17 protein-coding genes are annotated in these 15,888 nt (G+C 67.1%); 14 read left to right on the top strand and 3 right to left on the bottom strand.

Annotated features, from left to right (window positions below; all coding sequences use genetic code 11):
* The first annotated feature begins 3 nt into the window (after positions 1-3).
* The 5 genes from leuD to ACFRAH_RS05085 all read left to right on the top strand — a co-directional run bounded on the left by leuD (position 4) and on the right by ACFRAH_RS05085 (position 5,091).
* Positions 4-606 carry a 3-isopropylmalate dehydratase small subunit gene (gene leuD / locus ACFRAH_RS05105; protein ID WP_377989837.1) on the top strand — a complete coding sequence of 201 codons (603 nt, stop codon included), beginning with the start codon at positions 4-6 and terminating at the stop codon, positions 604-606.
* A gap of 190 nt (positions 607-796) precedes the next feature.
* The gene (gene murA, locus ACFRAH_RS05100; RefSeq protein ID WP_331574854.1) at positions 797-2,122 is read left to right on the top strand and encodes a UDP-N-acetylglucosamine 1-carboxyvinyltransferase; all 1,326 of its coding nucleotides are present in this window, start codon (positions 797-799) and stop codon (positions 2,120-2,122) included.
* A 10-nt stretch (positions 2,123-2,132) separates the two neighbouring features.
* Positions 2,133-2,879 carry a lysophospholipid acyltransferase family protein gene (locus ACFRAH_RS05095; protein ID WP_377989836.1) on the top strand — a complete coding sequence of 249 codons (747 nt, stop codon included), beginning with the start codon at positions 2,133-2,135 and terminating at the stop codon, positions 2,877-2,879.
* Complete coding sequence (locus ACFRAH_RS05090) at positions 2,876-3,928, top strand: NAD(P)H-dependent glycerol-3-phosphate dehydrogenase (protein ID WP_377989835.1); 1,053 nt, start codon at positions 2,876-2,878, stop codon at positions 3,926-3,928. The genes ACFRAH_RS05095 and ACFRAH_RS05090 overlap by 4 nt, the downstream gene beginning before the upstream one ends.
* A 17-nt stretch (positions 3,929-3,945) precedes the next feature.
* Entirely contained in the window at positions 3,946-5,091 is a 1,146-nt protein-coding gene (locus ACFRAH_RS05085) for a D-alanine--D-alanine ligase family protein (protein WP_377989834.1), read from the top strand.
* 17 nt (positions 5,092-5,108) lie between these two features.
* Here the strand turns inward: ACFRAH_RS05085 and ACFRAH_RS05080 are convergent, their stop codons facing one another.
* Positions 5,109-5,636 carry a DUF3515 family protein gene (locus tag ACFRAH_RS05080; RefSeq protein ID WP_377989833.1) on the bottom strand — a complete coding sequence of 176 codons (528 nt, stop codon included), beginning with the start codon at positions 5,634-5,636 and terminating at the stop codon, positions 5,109-5,111.
* Between the two features lie 74 nt (positions 5,637-5,710).
* Here ACFRAH_RS05080 and ACFRAH_RS05075 point away from each other — a divergent pair, with 74 nt between their 5' ends.
* From ACFRAH_RS05075 to rsmD, 4 genes are read left to right on the top strand one after another with little or no spacing between them, the layout of a single operon-like run.
* Positions 5,711-6,736, top strand: coding sequence for a thiamine-phosphate kinase (locus tag ACFRAH_RS05075; protein WP_377989832.1), 1,026 nt, complete (start codon positions 5,711-5,713; stop codon positions 6,734-6,736).
* A 22-nt stretch (positions 6,737-6,758) separates the two neighbouring features.
* Positions 6,759-7,745, top strand: a complete 987-nt coding sequence (locus tag ACFRAH_RS05070) for a DAK2 domain-containing protein (protein WP_377989831.1) — start codon at positions 6,759-6,761, stop codon at positions 7,743-7,745.
* The gene (locus ACFRAH_RS05065; protein WP_377989830.1) at positions 7,742-9,961 is read left to right on the top strand and encodes an ATP-dependent DNA helicase RecG; all 2,220 of its coding nucleotides are present in this window, start codon (positions 7,742-7,744) and stop codon (positions 9,959-9,961) included. The genes ACFRAH_RS05070 and ACFRAH_RS05065 overlap by 4 nt, the downstream gene beginning before the upstream one ends.
* Before the next feature lie 45 nt (positions 9,962-10,006).
* Positions 10,007-10,612: a 16S rRNA (guanine(966)-N(2))-methyltransferase RsmD gene (rsmD, locus tag ACFRAH_RS05060; protein ID WP_377989829.1), complete on the top strand. Its 606-nt coding sequence runs from the start codon at positions 10,007-10,009 to the stop codon at positions 10,610-10,612.
* On the opposite strand, the gene ACFRAH_RS05055 is transcribed toward rsmD, so the two are convergent.
* A complete protein-coding gene (locus tag ACFRAH_RS05055; RefSeq protein ID WP_377989828.1) occupies positions 10,609-11,394 on the bottom strand; it encodes a spermidine synthase in 786 nt (261 codons plus the stop codon). The two genes, rsmD and ACFRAH_RS05055, sit on opposite strands and share 4 nt — an antisense overlap.
* Positions 11,395-11,396: 2 nt before the next feature.
* On the bottom strand, positions 11,397-12,605 hold the full coding sequence (locus ACFRAH_RS05050; RefSeq protein WP_377989827.1) for an aminotransferase class I/II-fold pyridoxal phosphate-dependent enzyme: 1,209 nt from the start codon (positions 12,603-12,605) through the stop codon (positions 11,397-11,399).
* Positions 12,606-12,709: 104 nt separating this feature from the next.
* Between ACFRAH_RS05050 and coaD the strand changes: the two genes are divergently transcribed.
* The 5 genes from coaD to mutM all read left to right on the top strand — a co-directional run bounded on the left by coaD (position 12,710) and on the right by mutM (position 15,840).
* Positions 12,710-13,183: a pantetheine-phosphate adenylyltransferase gene (gene coaD / locus ACFRAH_RS05045; protein ID WP_377989826.1), complete on the top strand. Its 474-nt coding sequence runs from the start codon at positions 12,710-12,712 to the stop codon at positions 13,181-13,183.
* Between the two features lie 194 nt (positions 13,184-13,377).
* Positions 13,378-13,902 carry a YceD family protein gene (locus ACFRAH_RS05040; RefSeq protein WP_377989825.1) on the top strand — a complete coding sequence of 175 codons (525 nt, stop codon included), beginning with the start codon at positions 13,378-13,380 and terminating at the stop codon, positions 13,900-13,902.
* Positions 13,903-13,938: 36 nt separating this feature from the next.
* The gene (gene rpmF, locus ACFRAH_RS05035; protein WP_009356569.1) at positions 13,939-14,142 is read left to right on the top strand and encodes a 50S ribosomal protein L32; all 204 of its coding nucleotides are present in this window, start codon (positions 13,939-13,941) and stop codon (positions 14,140-14,142) included.
* Between the two features lie 21 nt (positions 14,143-14,163).
* Positions 14,164-14,865, top strand: a complete 702-nt coding sequence (rnc, locus tag ACFRAH_RS05030; RefSeq protein ID WP_377989824.1) for a ribonuclease III — start codon at positions 14,164-14,166, stop codon at positions 14,863-14,865.
* 6 nt (positions 14,866-14,871) lie between these two features.
* Entirely contained in the window at positions 14,872-15,840 is a 969-nt protein-coding gene (mutM, locus tag ACFRAH_RS05025; protein WP_377989823.1) for a bifunctional DNA-formamidopyrimidine glycosylase/DNA-(apurinic or apyrimidinic site) lyase, read from the top strand.
* Positions 15,841-15,888: the final 48 nt, after the last annotated feature.

The following is a 15,888-nucleotide window of genomic DNA, read 5'->3' as shown; positions in this document are numbered from 1 at the left end:
GCCATGGAAAAGTTCACTACCCACACCGGTATCGGCGTCCCGCTGCGCCAGAGCAACGTCGACACGGACCAGATCATCCCTGCCGTGTACCTCAAGCGCATCACGCGCACCGGCTTTGAAGACGCGCTGTTTTCCGCCTGGCGCAAGGATGCTTCCTTCATTCTGAACCAGGAGCCCTTCAACGCCGGGTCCGTGCTGGTTGCCGGCCCCGACTTCGGCACCGGCTCCTCCCGCGAACACGCAGTCTGGGCCCTGAAGGACTACGGCTTCCGTGCCGTGCTCTCCTCCCGGTTCGCCGATATCTTCCGCGGCAACTCGGGCAAGCAGGGACTCCTGGCCGCGCAGGTTGCCCAGGATGACATCGAGCTCATCTGGAAGACGCTCGAAAACGCTCCGGGCACCGAGGTGGCCGTTGACCTCGTCTCCAAGACCGTCATCTGCGGCAACGTGGTGGCACCCTTTGAGATCGACGACTACACGCGCTGGCGCCTGCTCGAGGGCCTCGATGACATCGGGCTGACCCTGCAGCACGAGGAGGACATCACGGCCTACGAAGCAACGCGGCCGTCCTTCAAGCCCCTCACGCTGCCGGCCAGAACCTCCTGACCGGAAACGTAAAAAGCATCACTGGAAGGCCCGCCGTGCACAGCCATGGCGGGCCTTTCCGTTGCCCGCCATTCGGGCGCCAGGGCCCACACACCCGCGGCAGTATTTCGGTTCGGTAACGCGAACTCATATGCTTAGCTGGTGCCTTTGTAAGGATTTGGGGGGCGAGTAGTCGTGAGGAAACCGGTAAATGAGTAGTGTTCTGACAATCCGCGGAGGCGTCCCGCTAACTGGCCGTGTCAGCGTCCGCGGTGCCAAGAACCTTGTACCCAAGGCCATGGTGGCGGCACTTCTGGGCAACGAGCCCTCCGTGCTGCGGAACGTCCCGGAAATCAAGGACGTCGAGGTGGTCACCAGCCTGCTCCAGCTGCACGGCGTGACCGTCGACAAGGACCCCGTCACCGGCGACCTGACCCTGGACCCCAAGGCGGCCAAGACGGCGCCCAGCACGGCCATCGACGCGCACGCCGGCGACTCCCGGATCCCCATCCTGCTGTGCGGCCCGCTGATCCACGCGATCGGCGAGGCCTTCATCCCGGACCTGGGCGGCTGCAAGATCGGCGACCGCCCCATCGACTACCACCTGGACGTGCTGCGGCAGTTCGGCGCCGTCGTCGAGAAGCGCCCGGGCGGCATCCACATTTCCGCGCCCAAGGGGCTGCACGGAGCCAAGATCTCCCTGCCGTACCCCTCCGTCGGTGCTACGGAGCAGGTCCTCCTGAGCGCAACGCGCGCCGAAGGCATCACCGAACTCTCCGGTGCCGCCACCGAGCCCGAAATCATCGACCTCATCGCCGTGCTCCAGAAGATGGGTGCCATCATCAGCGTCCAGACGGACCGGACCATCCGCATCGAAGGCGTCCGGGACCTGGGCGGCTACAACCACCGTGCACTTTCGGACCGCAACGAGTCGGCGTCCTGGGCATCCGCGGCGCTGGTGACGCGCGGCGACATCTTCGTCGAAGGCGCCTCGCAGCGGGACATGATGACTTTCCTGAACACCTTCCGCAAGGTGGGCGGCGGCATGGACATCGGCGAGGACGGCATCCGCTTCTACCACCGTGGCGGCAAGCTCAGCCCGCTCGTCCTGGAAACGGACGTCCACCCGGGATTCATGACCGACTGGCAGCAGCCCCTCGTGGTGGCCCTGACCCAGGCCGAGGGCGTGTCCATCGTGCATGAGACCGTCTACGAGAACCGGTTCGGCTTCACCGACGCCCTCATCCGCATGGGCGCCAGCATTCAGGTGCACCGGGAATGCCTGGGCAGCGTGCCGTGCCGCTTCGGGCAGCGGAACTTCCTGCATTCGGCGGTCATCTCGGGTCCGACGCAGCTCAAGGGAACCGACATCGACGTGCCGGACCTCCGCGGCGGCTTCAGTCACCTGATCGCCGCACTGGCCGCCACGGGCACCTCCCGCGTGACGGGTATCGACATCATCAACCGCGGCTACGAGCGGTTCACCGAGAAGCTGGCAGGGCTCGGCGCCGACTTCGACATCTCGTCGGCAAAGTAGCGGGGGCCCGGTGAAGGAATCGGCCAAGAGCCACATAACGTTCGTGATTATCGCCGGCATTGTCCGGCCGGTCCTGAACCTGATCATGAACAAAAAATGGGAGGGCACGGACAAGCTTCCCGCGGGTGGCTTCATCGCCGTGCCCAACCACTGCACCGAGATCGACCCCCTGGTCATCGGGCACATGCTGTACAGCCAGAAGCGCGCCCCGCACTTCCTGGCGAAGTCCGGCCTCTTCAAGATTCCCGTCGTGGGTGCCGTGCTGCACGCCACCAAGCAGATTCCGGTGGAACGCTCGACGGCGGGTGCTAACCGCTCGCTGCAGCTCGCCCAGGAGGTTGTGGCCGAGGGCGGGGCGATCATCATCTACCCCGAGGGAACGCTGACCCGTGACCCGGGCCTGTGGCCCATGAAGGGGCACACCGGCGCCGCCCGGCTGGCCCTGGAGACCGGCATCCCGGTGGTGCCGATGGCGCACTGGGGCGCGCACGAGCTCTTTCCCCGCTATGCCAAGCGGTTCCACCTGTTCCCGCGCAAGACGTCCAGGATCCTGATCGGCGACCCCGTAGACCTCTCCCGGTTCGCGGGCCGTTCCCGGGACAAGGCCACGCTGGCGGAAGCGACCGACGTGATCATGGATGCCGTGACCGGACTCCTCGCCGAACTCCGCGGGGAACACCCGCCGGCCCGGCGCTGGGACCCGAGCGCCCACAACCAGACGAAGCACGGCCGCGACGTCGAGCGGGGCGGGAAATGACGCCTGTATCGGCCCGGCCCGGCTCTGCCGTGTCCGTGGCAGTCCTGGGCGCCGGTTCATGGGGGACCACCTTCGCGAAAATCCTCGCCGACGCCGCCACAGCTTCCGGCGTCGACCGCCGCATCCGGATCTGGGGCCGCCGGGCGGAGGTGGTGGCCGAGATCAACGGCAACCACCGCAACCCCCAGTACCTGGCCGACGTCGAGCTTCCGCCGAGCATCACCGCCGCCGCCGACGTGGAGGACGTCCTGTCGGGAGCCGACCTGGTGGTCCTTGCCGTTCCCGCGCAGTCGCTGCGCCTCCAGCTGCGGAAGTGGAAGCCCCTGATCGGGCCCGATGCCCTCGTGGTGTCCCTGATGAAGGGGCTCGAGCTGGGATCTGACGCGCGGATGAGCGAGGTCATCGCCGAGGAGCTGGACATCCCCGCCGATCGCATCGCCGTCGTATCCGGTCCAAACCTTGCCATGGAGATCGCCCGCGAGGAGCCCACGGCCTCGGTCGTTGCCTGCCCGGACTCCGCCGTCGCCGGCTGGATCGCCAGAAGCTGCACCGCCCCGTATTTCCGTCCCTACACCACCTCTGACATCGTCGGCGTCGAGATCGGCGGAATCGTCAAGAACGTCATCGCACTGGCCGTCGGCATCTGCGAAGGAAAGCAGATGGGGGACAACACCAAGGCTTCCGTCATTACCCGCGGGCTGGCCGAAACCTCCCGGCTGGCGCTGGCCCTCGGCGGCAAGGCGCACACCATGGCGGGGCTGGCCGGACTCGGGGACCTGGTGGCCACGTGCTCGTCGCCGCTGTCCCGGAACCACACCGCCGGCCGGCTGCTGGGACAGGGGCTCACGCTGGACGAGGTCGCCCAGAAAATGACCCAGACAGCCGAAGGCATCAAGTCCGGGCCGGCCGTCCACGAACTGGCCGGCAAGGTCGGCGTCGAAATGCCCATCACGGCGGCCGTCGTCGCGGTCCTCGCCGGAAAATTGTCCGTTGACCAACTCGGGCCGGTGCTGCTGTCCCGGGAACTTAAAGCCGAAGGCGATTACTGACAGTGTCGGAAGAAAACTTGACCGCAGCGGACAAGATCAACCAAAGCAACACAGCCCCAACCAGGCCGCGGGTGGCCGTCCTTTTCGGTGGCCGCTCCAGCGAACACGCCGTCAGCTGCGTCACCGCGGCCGGTGTCCTGGGCGCCATCGACCGGAACAAGTACGACGTCGTGCCCATCGGCATTGCCAAGTCCGGCCAGTGGGTCCTCGCGTCCGGGGACACGGCACAGTGGTCCCTGTCGACGACGTCGCTTCCGGAGGTCGCGCCGTCGGCCCAGACGGTGACCCTCACCGAGATCGGCGGAGAGCACCAGCTCATCGTGACCGCCCCCAACGAGGTCCCGCAGGAACTTGGCACCGTGGATGTGGTGTTCCCGCTGCTCCATGGCCCATTCGGTGAGGACGGCACCATCCAGGGGCTCCTGGAGCTCTCCGACACCCGTTACGTGGGTGCCGGCGTGCTGGCGTCGGCGGTGGGCATGGACAAGCACTTCATGAAGGTGGTCTTCGAGGCCGCCGGACTGAAGGTTGGGCCCTACATCGCGGTGACTGACCGGCAGTGGCGCAACGACCCCGAATCCGTCCGCAAGCAGGTTGACCTGCTGGGCTTCCCGGTGTTCGTCAAGCCCGCCCGCGCGGGATCCTCGATGGGCATCTCCAAGGTGGACTCGCTGGACGGTCTGGACGCCGCCATCGAGGCGGCCCGCGAGCATGATCCCAAACTGGTGATCGAAGCCGGCATTGTGGGCCGGGAAATCGAATGTGCCGTGCTCGAGGGCCGCGGCGCCGATGCGCCGCGCACATCCCTGCCGGGCGAGATCTCGGTGGGCGGCGACCAGCACGAGTTCTACGACTTCCAGGCCAAGTACGTGGATGATGCGGCAGCCCTGAGCTGCCCCGCGGACATGCCCGAGGAAGCGATTAGCCGCGTACGGGAGCTTGCCGCCGTGGCGTTTGAGGCGGTCGGGGCGGAAGGCCTGAGCAGGGTCGACTTCTTCTACACGCCGGACGGCGACCTCATCATCAACGAGATCAACACCATGCCCGGCTTCACGCCGAAGAGCATGTACCCGCAGATGTGGGCGGCCACCGGCCTGTCCTATCCGGAACTGATCGACGAGCTGATCCACCTGGCACTGAACCGCAAGACCGGTCTGCGCTAGCGTTCCGGGGGACCTGCCTACTTGCTGGTGGGCAGGTTCTGCAGGTCGGCCTGGCCCACGCACTTCCGGCTGGCCTTGATCTTCGCGGCCGCGCCGGACAGGTCGGCCAGGACGGTGGCTGAGCTGATCTTGTTCGGATCCATCAGGATCTCCGTGGCAGGCTCCCGGCCGTAGGTGGTCAGCGTCCAGACCGGGTTACCCTCCTTGATGACCCAGTCGACGTCGTTGACGCTCACGCAGCGGTCCGTGGTGGGGCCCGGAACGTTGACCCCGCACCGCAGGATCACCTGCGACGGGTCGCCCCAGGCGGCGGTGGCCTGGCTGTTCGTCTTGCGCAGGCGGGCGTCGCCGATGGCATCCGGAAGGGCTACCATCATCGGGGCGCAGGCCGGATTGGCCGCATCGGCTGCCGGGGCAACGTCGACGGCGGGTGAACAGCCACCCAGCGCCAGTCCAGTCACGACGGCGGCCGCTGCCGCGCTCAGCCTGCGGACGGGCTTCCGGGCAGGTTTCCGTACGGGTCTCTGGGCAGACGGAAAATGCATCCTTCAAGCCTATCGTTCAGCAGGCAGCCCACGCGCCAGCCAAGTTTGTCTGCCCGTGGCGGTAGCGTAGTGGCGTGCCCGAAACACCATTGACTGTTGCCCAACTGTCCGAAGCGGAGCTTCTGACCCGGATTTTCCCGCGCCTTGAACTCAGCGCCCTGCACAGTGCCGCCGTGGTCCTCGGACCCGGCGATGACGCCGCCATCATTGCGGTGCCGGACGGCAGGACGGTCATCAGCATCGACACCCAGGTCCAGGACCAGGATTTCCGGCTTGAGTGGAACAACGGCTACCGGACCACCGGATATGACGTCGGCTGGAAGGCGGCGGCGCAGAACCTCAGCGACATCAACGCGATGGGCGCGACGGCAACATCCATGGTGGTCAGCCTGACCATGCCGCCGGACACCCCGGTGGCATGGGTCGAGGACCTGGCGGACGGACTCACGGCCGCCATCAGCAAGCTGGGGGCGGGCTCGTGCTCTGTTGCCGGCGGCGACCTCGGCCGCGGCCGCGAGCTGTCGGTCACCGTTGCGGTCCTCGGCACGCTCGGCGGCGGGGAAGCCGTCCTCCGGTCCGGTGCCCGCGCCGGCGACACCGTGGCCATTGCCGGCCGGGCAGGCTGGGCTGCCGCCGGGCTGGCGCTGCTCGAATCCAGGCACCCGGTGGGTTCGCTTGCACCGGAGCTGCTGTCGCTGCTTGAGCTTCAGTGCCGGCCGGAGCCGCCCCTGGAGGCCGGGCCGCTGGCGCGCACATCCGGCGCCACGGCAATGATGGACATCTCGGACGGTTTGATGCGGGACGGAACCAGGCTGGCGGTGGCCAGCAACGTTCTGCTGGATCTCGATCCGCGGCAACTGGACCGCCTCGTCCAGCCCCTCCGCCCGGCGGCCACGCTGCTGGGGGCCGACCCCCACGCCTGGGTGCTCGGCGGCGGGGAGGACCACGGACTCCTGGCCACATTCCCGGCGGGCATGCAGGTGCCGCCCGGGTTTACTGGGATAGGCTCAGTACAGGCCTGCGGCGCGGAGAAGGCGCCGGGCGTGACGATCGCGGGACGGCCCGCTGACTCCGTGGGATGGGATCACTTTGCAGACTAAGGTTGCCGCGAACGCGCAAGCGATGAAGCGGTGGTTGGGCAAGGCCGAAACCGCGCTGGGCAACCACAGCGACCGCCTTAATGCCATCAATATCTTCCCGGTAGCCGACGGCGACACCGGAACCAACCTGTACCTCACAGTCCGTGCCGCATCCCGGGCGCTGCAGGAGGCCGCCCCGGAAGGTGCAGGCCTCCAGCTCAATGACGTGGGTGCCGTCCTGGCGCACGCCGGCCAGGCGGCAATGGAACAGGCCAAAGGAAACTCCGGCACGCTGTTCTCCGTATTCCTTTGCGCCGCGGCCGAACCACTGGCCGGTCATGCCCGCCTCACCTCGTCGCTGCTCGCCGCAGCCCTCAACCGGGCACAGATCAGGGCCTGGTCCGCGCTGAGCGACCCCGTCCCCGGCACCATGCTTTCTGTCATGGAGGCGGCGGGCCGTGCAGCGGCCGCCATTGACGCCGGCCACAACGGCAACGACAGCAACCATGCGCTGGGCCTGGTCCTGGACGCGGCCGTGGAGGCTGCGCTTGAGGCCGTGGTCCGCACCGAGGGACAGCTTGATGCGCTGCAGGCCGCGCACGTGGTGGATGCCGGCGGCGTGGGCATGCTGCTGATCCTCGACTGCCTGCGATCCGCTGTCCTCGGGGAGGAACTCCGGAACGAACTGCTGGACGGCCTGCACGGGTACGACCTGCAGGATCCGCACATCCACACCGACATGCCGGACGACGACGGCGTGGAGGTCATGTGCACCATCAGCCTCTCGCCCCTGGACGCGGCCACCCTCCGGCAGCGCCTGGATGAACTCGGGGACTCCGTGATCATGAGCCAGGTGGGTCCTTCCGCCGACGCCGAAGGCCGGTACCGCTGGCGGGTCCACGTGCACGTTCCGGATTCCGGCCCCGCCCTGGCGATGATCAGGTCGCTGGGTGAACCGGCGGACGTGTCCGTCAGCGAGCTCGCCCTGCCCCGGGATCCGTCAGGAGAAGTGGGCGCAGAGGGACGATGAACGTCGAAATGGAACTCGGCCTGGAGCGCCGGGTCGGCAAACGCTCCGCGGGTCCGATCGAGAAACACCTGGGCATCACCACGGTGGGCGGCCTGCTCAACCACTTTCCGCGGAAGTACCTCAACCGCGGTGAACTGACGCGCATCAGCGAACTCCCGTTCGACGAGGAAGTCACGCTCATCGCCCGCGTCGTCTCCGGCAGCAAGCGGCAAATGCAGAAACGGAAGGGCTTCATCACCGACGTCGTGGTTACCGACGACGCCGGAGCCGGCACGCTGAAAATCAGCTTCTTCAACGGCCACCGCCCCTTTACCGAGCTCCAGCCCGGCCGGCGGGCAATGTTCTCCGGGAAAGTGACGCGCTTTCAAGGTTCGCTGGGACTCACCAACCCGAACTACCACCTGCTGGATGCGGACCCGGATATCCCCGGGATGGACCCGGAGCAGCTCGCTGCCATGCCCATCCCGGTTTACCCGGCCACCGCACATCTCACCAGCTGGTCCATCCAGAATGTCGTGAAAACCCTGCTGGAAACCGCGGACCTGAACGCTTTGCCCGACCCGTTGCCGGCAGCCATCTCCGCACGTGAAAAATTCCTTCCGGTGCCGGAGGCCTACCGGCTCATCCACGCCCCGGAGAACGCGCAGGATTGGCGCAAGGCCAGGGAGCGCTTCCGCTACCAGGAGGCACTGGTCCTCCAGTCCGCACTGGCCCGCCGCCGTGCCCAGCTTTCCGCAGAGGAGGCCACAGCCCGGCGTCCCGTGCCGGATGGACTGCTCGCAGCCTTCGACCGCCAGCTGCCGTTCACCCTGACCGCAGGCCAGTCCGCCGTCGGCAAGACCCTCTCGCAGGAGCTGTCGCAGGACGGGCCCATGAACCGGCTGCTGCAGGGTGAGGTCGGCTCCGGCAAAACCATTGTGGCGCTGCGGGCGATGCTCCAGGTTGTGGACGCCGGGGGACAGGCTGCGCTGCTGGCCCCCACGGAAGTCCTGGCGGCGCAGCACTATGACTCGATCCGGCGTACGCTCGGTCCGCTGGCCCGCGACGGACTGCTGGGCGGGCTGGGCGGGAACTCTGTGCAGGTCAGCCTGCTCACCGGTTCCATGCCGACTGCCGCGCGCAAGCAGGCGCTGCTCGACGCCGCTTCGGGAACGGCCGGGATTGTCATCGGCACGCACGCGCTGTTGAGCGACAACGTCACGTTCTTTGATCTGGGCCTCATCGTGGTGGACGAGCAGCACCGCTTCGGAGTGGAACAGCGCGACGCCCTGCGTGCCAAGGCCAGCAAGCCCCCGCACCTGCTGGTCATGACCGCCACCCCGATTCCCAGGACCGTGGCCATGACGGTGTTCGGCGACCTCGAAACGTCCGTGCTTGACGAGCTGCCGGCCGGCCGGGCACCCATCACCACACACGTGGTGGGCCTCGCGGAGAACCCCGCCTGGGCCGGCCGCATCTGGTCCCGCTCCCGTGAGGAGATCGAGTCCGGCCACCAGGTGTACGTCGTGTGCCCCAAGATCGGGGCGGACGACGACGGCGACTTCACTCCCGGTGAAGCGGAACCTGATCCCGGGGAACTGGAGGGAAACGGTGCGGCACGCGAACTGGCCTCGGTGACCGCCGTCGTCGAGCACCTCAAGGAGGTGCCGGCCCTGGCCGGAGTGCCGCTGGCCCCGCTCCACGGGCGCCAGGACCCGGCGCTGAAGTCCGAGACCATGGCCTCCTTCACCGCCAACCAGACCAAGCTGCTGGTATCCACCACCGTGATCGAGGTGGGCGTGGACGTGCACAACGCAACCCTGATGGTCATCCTGGACGCCGACCGTTTCGGCATCTCCCAGCTGCACCAGCTCCGCGGGCGCGTGGGCCGTGGCGGCCTGCCGGGGACGTGCCTGCTCGTGACCACTCTCGAACCGGGCCACCCCAGCCGGCGCCGGCTCGACGCCGTGGCAGCCACCACCGACGGGTTCGAACTTTCCCAGGAGGACCTGAAGCTGCGCCGCGAGGGTGACATCCTCGGCGCCTCGCAGTCAGGGGGCCGGTCCACGCTGAAGCTGCTCCGCGTGCTGGAACACGAGGACATTATTGCCCGGGCCCGGCAGGACGCCCAGAAGATCGTCGCCGCTGACCCTGCGCTGACCGGACATGCGGCGCTTGCCGAGGCCATTGACGAGTACCTGAATCCCGAGAAGGAGGCGTTCCTTGAACGCGGCTAGCACCAACACCCTGCGATTCGGACGGCCACAGTCGGGGAATGGGGCATGAGCAGGATCGTTGCCGGCGCCGCGGGCGGAACCCCGCTGGCCAACGTTCCGGGTTCCTTGACGCGTCCCACCACGGACCGCGTCAAGGAGGCCCTGTTTTCCCGGCTGGACGCGTTCAACGTGCTCGGCGGCGCCCGCGTCCTGGACCTGTACGCGGGATCCGGTGCCCTCGGCGTCGAAAGCGCAAGCAGGGGAGCGGCAACCGTGGACCTCGTGGAGTTTGACGCGAAGGCCAGCGCCGTTTGCCAGCGGAATGCCGACCTCATCAACGGGGTCCTGCGCCGCAAGGCCGTCACCGTGCACCGTTCCAAAGTCGAGTCATTCCTCGAACGGACGGCCGGGGACATCACATGGGACGTCGCCTTCCTCGACCCGCCTTACCCCCTCGGTGAGCCGGCGCTGGCGTCCGTCCTGGAAAAGCTTGCGCCGCACCTCAACGACGGCGCGGTGGTGGTGGTCGAACGGTCCTCGCGCGCCACCGAACCCGGGTGGCCGGACGGCCTGGAGCGCTTCGCCGAGAAGAAATACGGCGAGACACGGCTCTGGTACGCCGAACCGTCCAGCGGCCAGGATGTGGACCTCGCGCTGGAAGCCGGGGACTAGTTCCAGTCTGACAACCCGTCCAGCTCCACGCCGGCCAGGACCTTCGCCGGATGGGGCCCGCGTGCTGTCAAAGCGGCGGTCCACTCTGGCGGCCATGGCTTCTGGGTGCCGGCAAGGATGATGTTGCCCGGATACTTTCCGGTGAACATGCCGGTTTCGGCGCAGGCCGCGACGTCCGTCATTGCCCTCCGCAGCGCCGCCACCTGGCTCCGGACGAGCGTCAGGCCAGGCTCGTCGCCGACATTCACGATCAGCACGCCCCGTTCGGAGAGCAGTGCCGCGGCCTCCTGGTAGAACTCCGTGCAGGCGATATGCCCGGGCGCCTCCGGCCCGGAGAAGATGTCAAGGATAACGACGTCGAAACGCAGGTCCGCGGGCAGCTCCGCCAGGGAGGCGCGGGCGTCACCGATGATGATGTGCAGGTCTGTACCGTCCGGAAGCGGCAGCCGCTCCAGTACGAAGTCCAGCAGTTCCCGCTCCAGTTCCACGGCATACTGCACGGAGCCGGGGCGGGTGGCCTGGATGTACCGGGCAAGGGTCAGGGCGCCGGCGCCCAGGTGCAGCGCGCGGATGGGTTCACCCCACGGGGCGGCGAGATCCACGACGTGGCCGATGCGGCGCAGGTACTCGTAGAAGATGTCCTCAGGATCGGCCAGGTCCACGTGTGACTGCTCGGCCCCGCCGATGCTCAGCACGAACCCGCCGTCCGTGTACGTGTCCGGTTCTATGACTGCGTGCTGGCCGGTGGCGCGCAGGAAGCGCGATGCCCGGGATCCGGCCATGATCAGAGCCTGTCCTGGAGGGTCGCCAGCCGGGCGGCCGCTTCCTCGAGGACCTCAACGCGCTTGCAGAATGCGAACCGCAGCAGGCTGCGGGTCCGCTCCGCGCCCTCGGGGTGGCAGAACACCGGCACTGGAATCGCAGCCACGCCCACCAGCCCGGGCAGGCGCCGGGCCAGGTCCACCGAGTCGCGGATGCCCAGCGGCGAGGTGTCCACGTTGACGAAGTAGGTGCCGTCGGGCGTGAACACCTTCAGGCCGGCCGCGCGCAGCCCCTCGCTGAGGATGTCGCGCTTTTTCCGCAGCGTTGCGGCGATGTCCTCATAGAACCCGTCGGGCAGCGCCAGCGCGGTTGCGATTGCGCTTTGGAACGGGGTGCCGGAACTGTAGGTGAGGAACTGCTTCACCGTCCGTACCGCCGCAACGAGGTGCTCCGGGCCGCTCAGCCAGCCGATCTTCCAGCCGGTGAAGGAGAAGGTCTTCCCTGCCGAGGAGATGGTGATGGTCCTGTCGGCTGCGCCCGGCAGTGTGGCCACCGGAATATGGCGGACACCGAATGTGAGGTGTTCGTAGACCTCGTCGGTGATGATGATCGCGTCATGCTTCCGGGCGAGGTCGACGACGCGCTGAAGCACCCCGCGCGGGAACACCGCGCCGGTCGGGTTGTGCGGGTTGTTCAGCAGCACCACCTTGGTGCGGCCGGTGAACGCCGCTTCCAGGGCCGCGGAGTCGGGCAGGAAATCGGGGGCGGGCAGCGGGGCGGTGACATGCGTGGCGCCGGAAAGCCCGATGATGGCGCCGTAGGAGTCGTAGAACGGCTCGAACGTCAGGACCTCATCGCCGGGGCCCACCAGGGCGAGCAGGGACGCGGCGATGGCCTCGGTGGCGCCGGTGGTGATGATGACCTCTGAGTCCGGGTCCGGTTCCAGTCCGTAGAACCGGTTCTGGTGTGCGGACACGGCCTTGCGGAGCTGGGGGATCCCCTTGCCGGGCGCGTACTGGTTGGAACCTTCCGCGATCGCCGCCTGGGCGGCCGCCTTGATTTCCGCGGGGCCGTCCTCGTCGGGGAATCCCTGGCCCAGATTGATGGCGCCGGTCTGCATGGCCAGCGTGGTCATCTCCTCGAAGATCGTCACGCCCAGCGCGCCGTCACCCACCAGCAGGTTCGCCCCGGTGGCCGCACGCTGCCAGGGCGCCGGAAGTGCTTGTGTCATTGGTTTCCTGCCTGTCTGTTCGGCACTCTTTTCAGCCGCGGGCGCGTTCGCGGCCGGTGCCCCAGTCATGGTATCCCGGCCCGCGGATACGGTAGGTTCGGAGCATGAGACGCGCCGTATGCCCAGGCTCCTTCGACCCCATCCACAATGGACACCTCGAGGTCATCGCCCGAGCCGCGAGCCTGTTTGACGAAGTGATCGTCGCCGTGTCCACCAACTATGCCAAGAAGTACCGGTTTCCGCTGGAGGAACGGATTGAGATGGCCAGGGAGACTCTGGCCTCGCTCCGCGGCATCGTGGTGGAGCCGGTGGGAGAGGGACTGCTGGCGGAGTACTGCCGGCAGCGCGGCGTGTCCGCCATCGTGAAGGGGCTGCGGTCGTCGTCGGACTTTGACTACGAACTACCCATGGCCACCATGAACCGCCAGCTGAGCGGAGTGGAGACCGTGTTCCTCCCGGCGGAGGCGCACTACCTTCACCTCTCCTCCACGCTGATCAAGGAAGTTGCCACCCTGGGCGGCAGTGTCTCCGAGTACGTTCCGAGGTCTGTGCTGAAGCGGCTCCTGGCGGGCGGCTGAAACGCCGGCTTGCGGGCGCGCCTTCGGCCGGCCAGCCTTTCAGGGGGTACGCTTGTCCGGTACGTTTCCGGCGCACGCCGGCCGCGTGCCCCGGCGTGGCATCCGGTTTGAGTCCGTCAGGGAGTTCAGGCTAAGATGGTACGTCGGTCATATGTTCAACAGGAGTTCTCATTAAGCGAGATGCAAGTTCGCCCTTGATGTTTGACGTCAAGGACCTCGGGCGCAGCCCGGGGAGCATGCGTTCACTGACGGAACATGTACCCGCGCCGGGTGATCTTGGCGTGGCGCTCATTGGCGTTCAGGAAGGCTCGGATATCGAGCTCGACCTGAGGCTTGAGGCCGTACACGAAGGAATTCTGGTATCAGGAACCGCCCTCGCCGAAGTAAAAGGTGAGTGCGGCCGATGCCTGGATCCCCTTGCGTATGACCTTGAGGTCAATGTGCAAGAACTTTTCTTCTACGAAGGCGCCCTGCCTTCTGACGAGGAAGACGATGAAGAGCAACGTCGAGTCGAGCACGATCTGATCGATCTTGAGCCGGTGTTGCGGGACGCAGTCGTGACCGCGCTGCCGTTCCAGCCGGTGTGCCGGGAAGACTGCCAGGGTCTGTGCTCCGAATGCGGGGCGCGCCTGGAAGACGATCCGGGGCACCACCACGAGGTCGTAGATCCTCGCTGGGCTGCCCTGGCTGATCTGGCTAAGCCTGACCGGCAAAATTGATTTGTAAGTGTTTTTCTAGAGAGAAATGAGTTAGCCGTGGCTGTTCCCAAGCGGAAAATGTCTCGCTCGAATACCCGCGCCCGCCGTTCCCAGTGGAAGGCAACCGCGCCCCACCTGGTGAAGACCGTCGAGAACGGCCAGGTCACCTACAGCCTGCCGCACCAGGCAAAGGTTGTCACCGACTCGGCTGGCACTGCGCTGTTCCTTGAGTACAAGGGCCGCAAGGTCGCGGACGTCTAATCGGCCTCCAAGCTGATCAGGATGTCTTCAACTGAAGAGCTTCTGAAGCGTCTCGGTGTCTTCATTGACGCCGGGACGCTTCGTCTTGCTCTGACACACCGTTCGTACGCCTACGAAAACGGCGGCATACCCACCAACGAGCGCCTTGAATTCCTGGGCGACTCCATCCTGGGCTTCTCCGTGACCGATGCGCTGTACCGCGACAACCCCACGCTTCCCGAGGGCGACCTGGCCAAACGCCGGTCGGCCGTGGTGAGCACGCGGGCCCTCGCGGGCATCGGCCGCAGCCTGGGCATCGGGGAGTACATCTACCTCGGCCAGGGCGAGAAGCTCACCGAAGGCAAGAACAAGGCCTCGATTCTGGCGGACACCATGGAAGCCCTCATCGGTGCCACCTATGTGTCCAACGACATCGAGACCGCCCGCCAGCTGGTGATGCGCCTCATCGGGCCGCTCCTGCAGGACGCGGCTGCCCTTGGTGCCGGCACGGACTGGAAAACCAGCATCCAGGAGCTGGCGGCCAGCCGGCAGCTGGGCAGCATCTATTACGCCGTCGAGGGCTCCGGTCCGGACCACGCGCGCACGTTCGTCGCCGAACTTCAGATCGGCGGAACTGCCTGCGGAAAGGGCTCCGGCCACTCCAAGAAGGAAGCCGAGCAGGAAGCCGCCGCGGATGCCTGGCGGAAGCTTTCGGCCCCATCGGATTCCGCCGCGGGCAGCTAAGCGCCCGTGCCTGAACTTCCCGAAGTCGAGGTGGTCCGCCGCGGCCTGGTCAACTGGGTCCGCGGCCGGACCATCACCGGCGTCGACGTGGTGGACCCGAGATCCGTGCGCAGGCATGCCCTGGGCCCCGAGGATTTCACCGGGAACCTTGAGGGGGCCAAAGTCCTCGACGTCGTCCGCCGCGGCAAGTTCCTCTGGATGCCGCTGCAGGAGGACGGTGCGCCACGCACCACCACCGACAGCGGTACAGGGCTTCCCGGCGTCGCTCTCATGGCCCACCTTGGCATGAGCGGGCAGCTCCTGATGCAGGACGGCTCTGTCCCCGACGAAAAACACCTGAAGGTCCGGCTGCGGCTGAGCCCGGCGGGAAACATGCCGGAGCAGCTGCGCTTCGTGGACCAGCGGATCTTCGGTGGCCTGTTCGTCACCACGCTCGTCCCCACAGACGACGGCGGGCCCGGCGGGAGCGCTGAGGACCCGGTGCCGGTCATCGCCGAGGAAGCCTCGCACATCGCGCGCGATCCCCTGGATCCGCATTTTTCCTTCGACACTTTCTACCGCCGCCTCCGGAAGCGGAAGACCGGGTTGAAGCGCGCGCTGCTGGACCAGGGGCTTGTCTCCGGGATCGGCAACATCTACGCGGACGAGGCCTTGTGGCGGGCAAAGCTGCACTATGCGCGGCCCACCGACACCCTCCGGCGGGCCGACGCCGAGCGCGTCCTCGCGGCTGCCCGCGATGTGATGACCGATGCCCTGGCCGCCGGGGGCACCAGCTTCGATTCCCTGTACGTCAACGTCAACGGGGCCTCCGGTTACTTTGAACGGTCCCTCAACGCCTACGGCCGGGAGGGTGAGGAATGCCCGCGCTGTGCGGCCGCGGGGATCCGCAGCATCATGAAGCGCGAGCAGTTCATGAACCGTTCCTCCTACACCTGCCCTGTCTGCCAGCCGCGGCCGCGCAACGGCCGCTGGTGACCATTGCCACGGAGTTCCGGAGGGCCGCCAAGGCCGCAAATCCGGGGT

The sequence above is a fragment of the Arthrobacter sp. NPDC056727 genome, from assembly GCF_042790555.1.
GTDB lineage: Bacteria > Actinomycetota > Actinomycetes > Actinomycetales > Micrococcaceae > Arthrobacter.
Note: the sequence above shows the minus strand (reverse complement) of the source record. Positions and strands in the feature narration are given on the sequence as shown.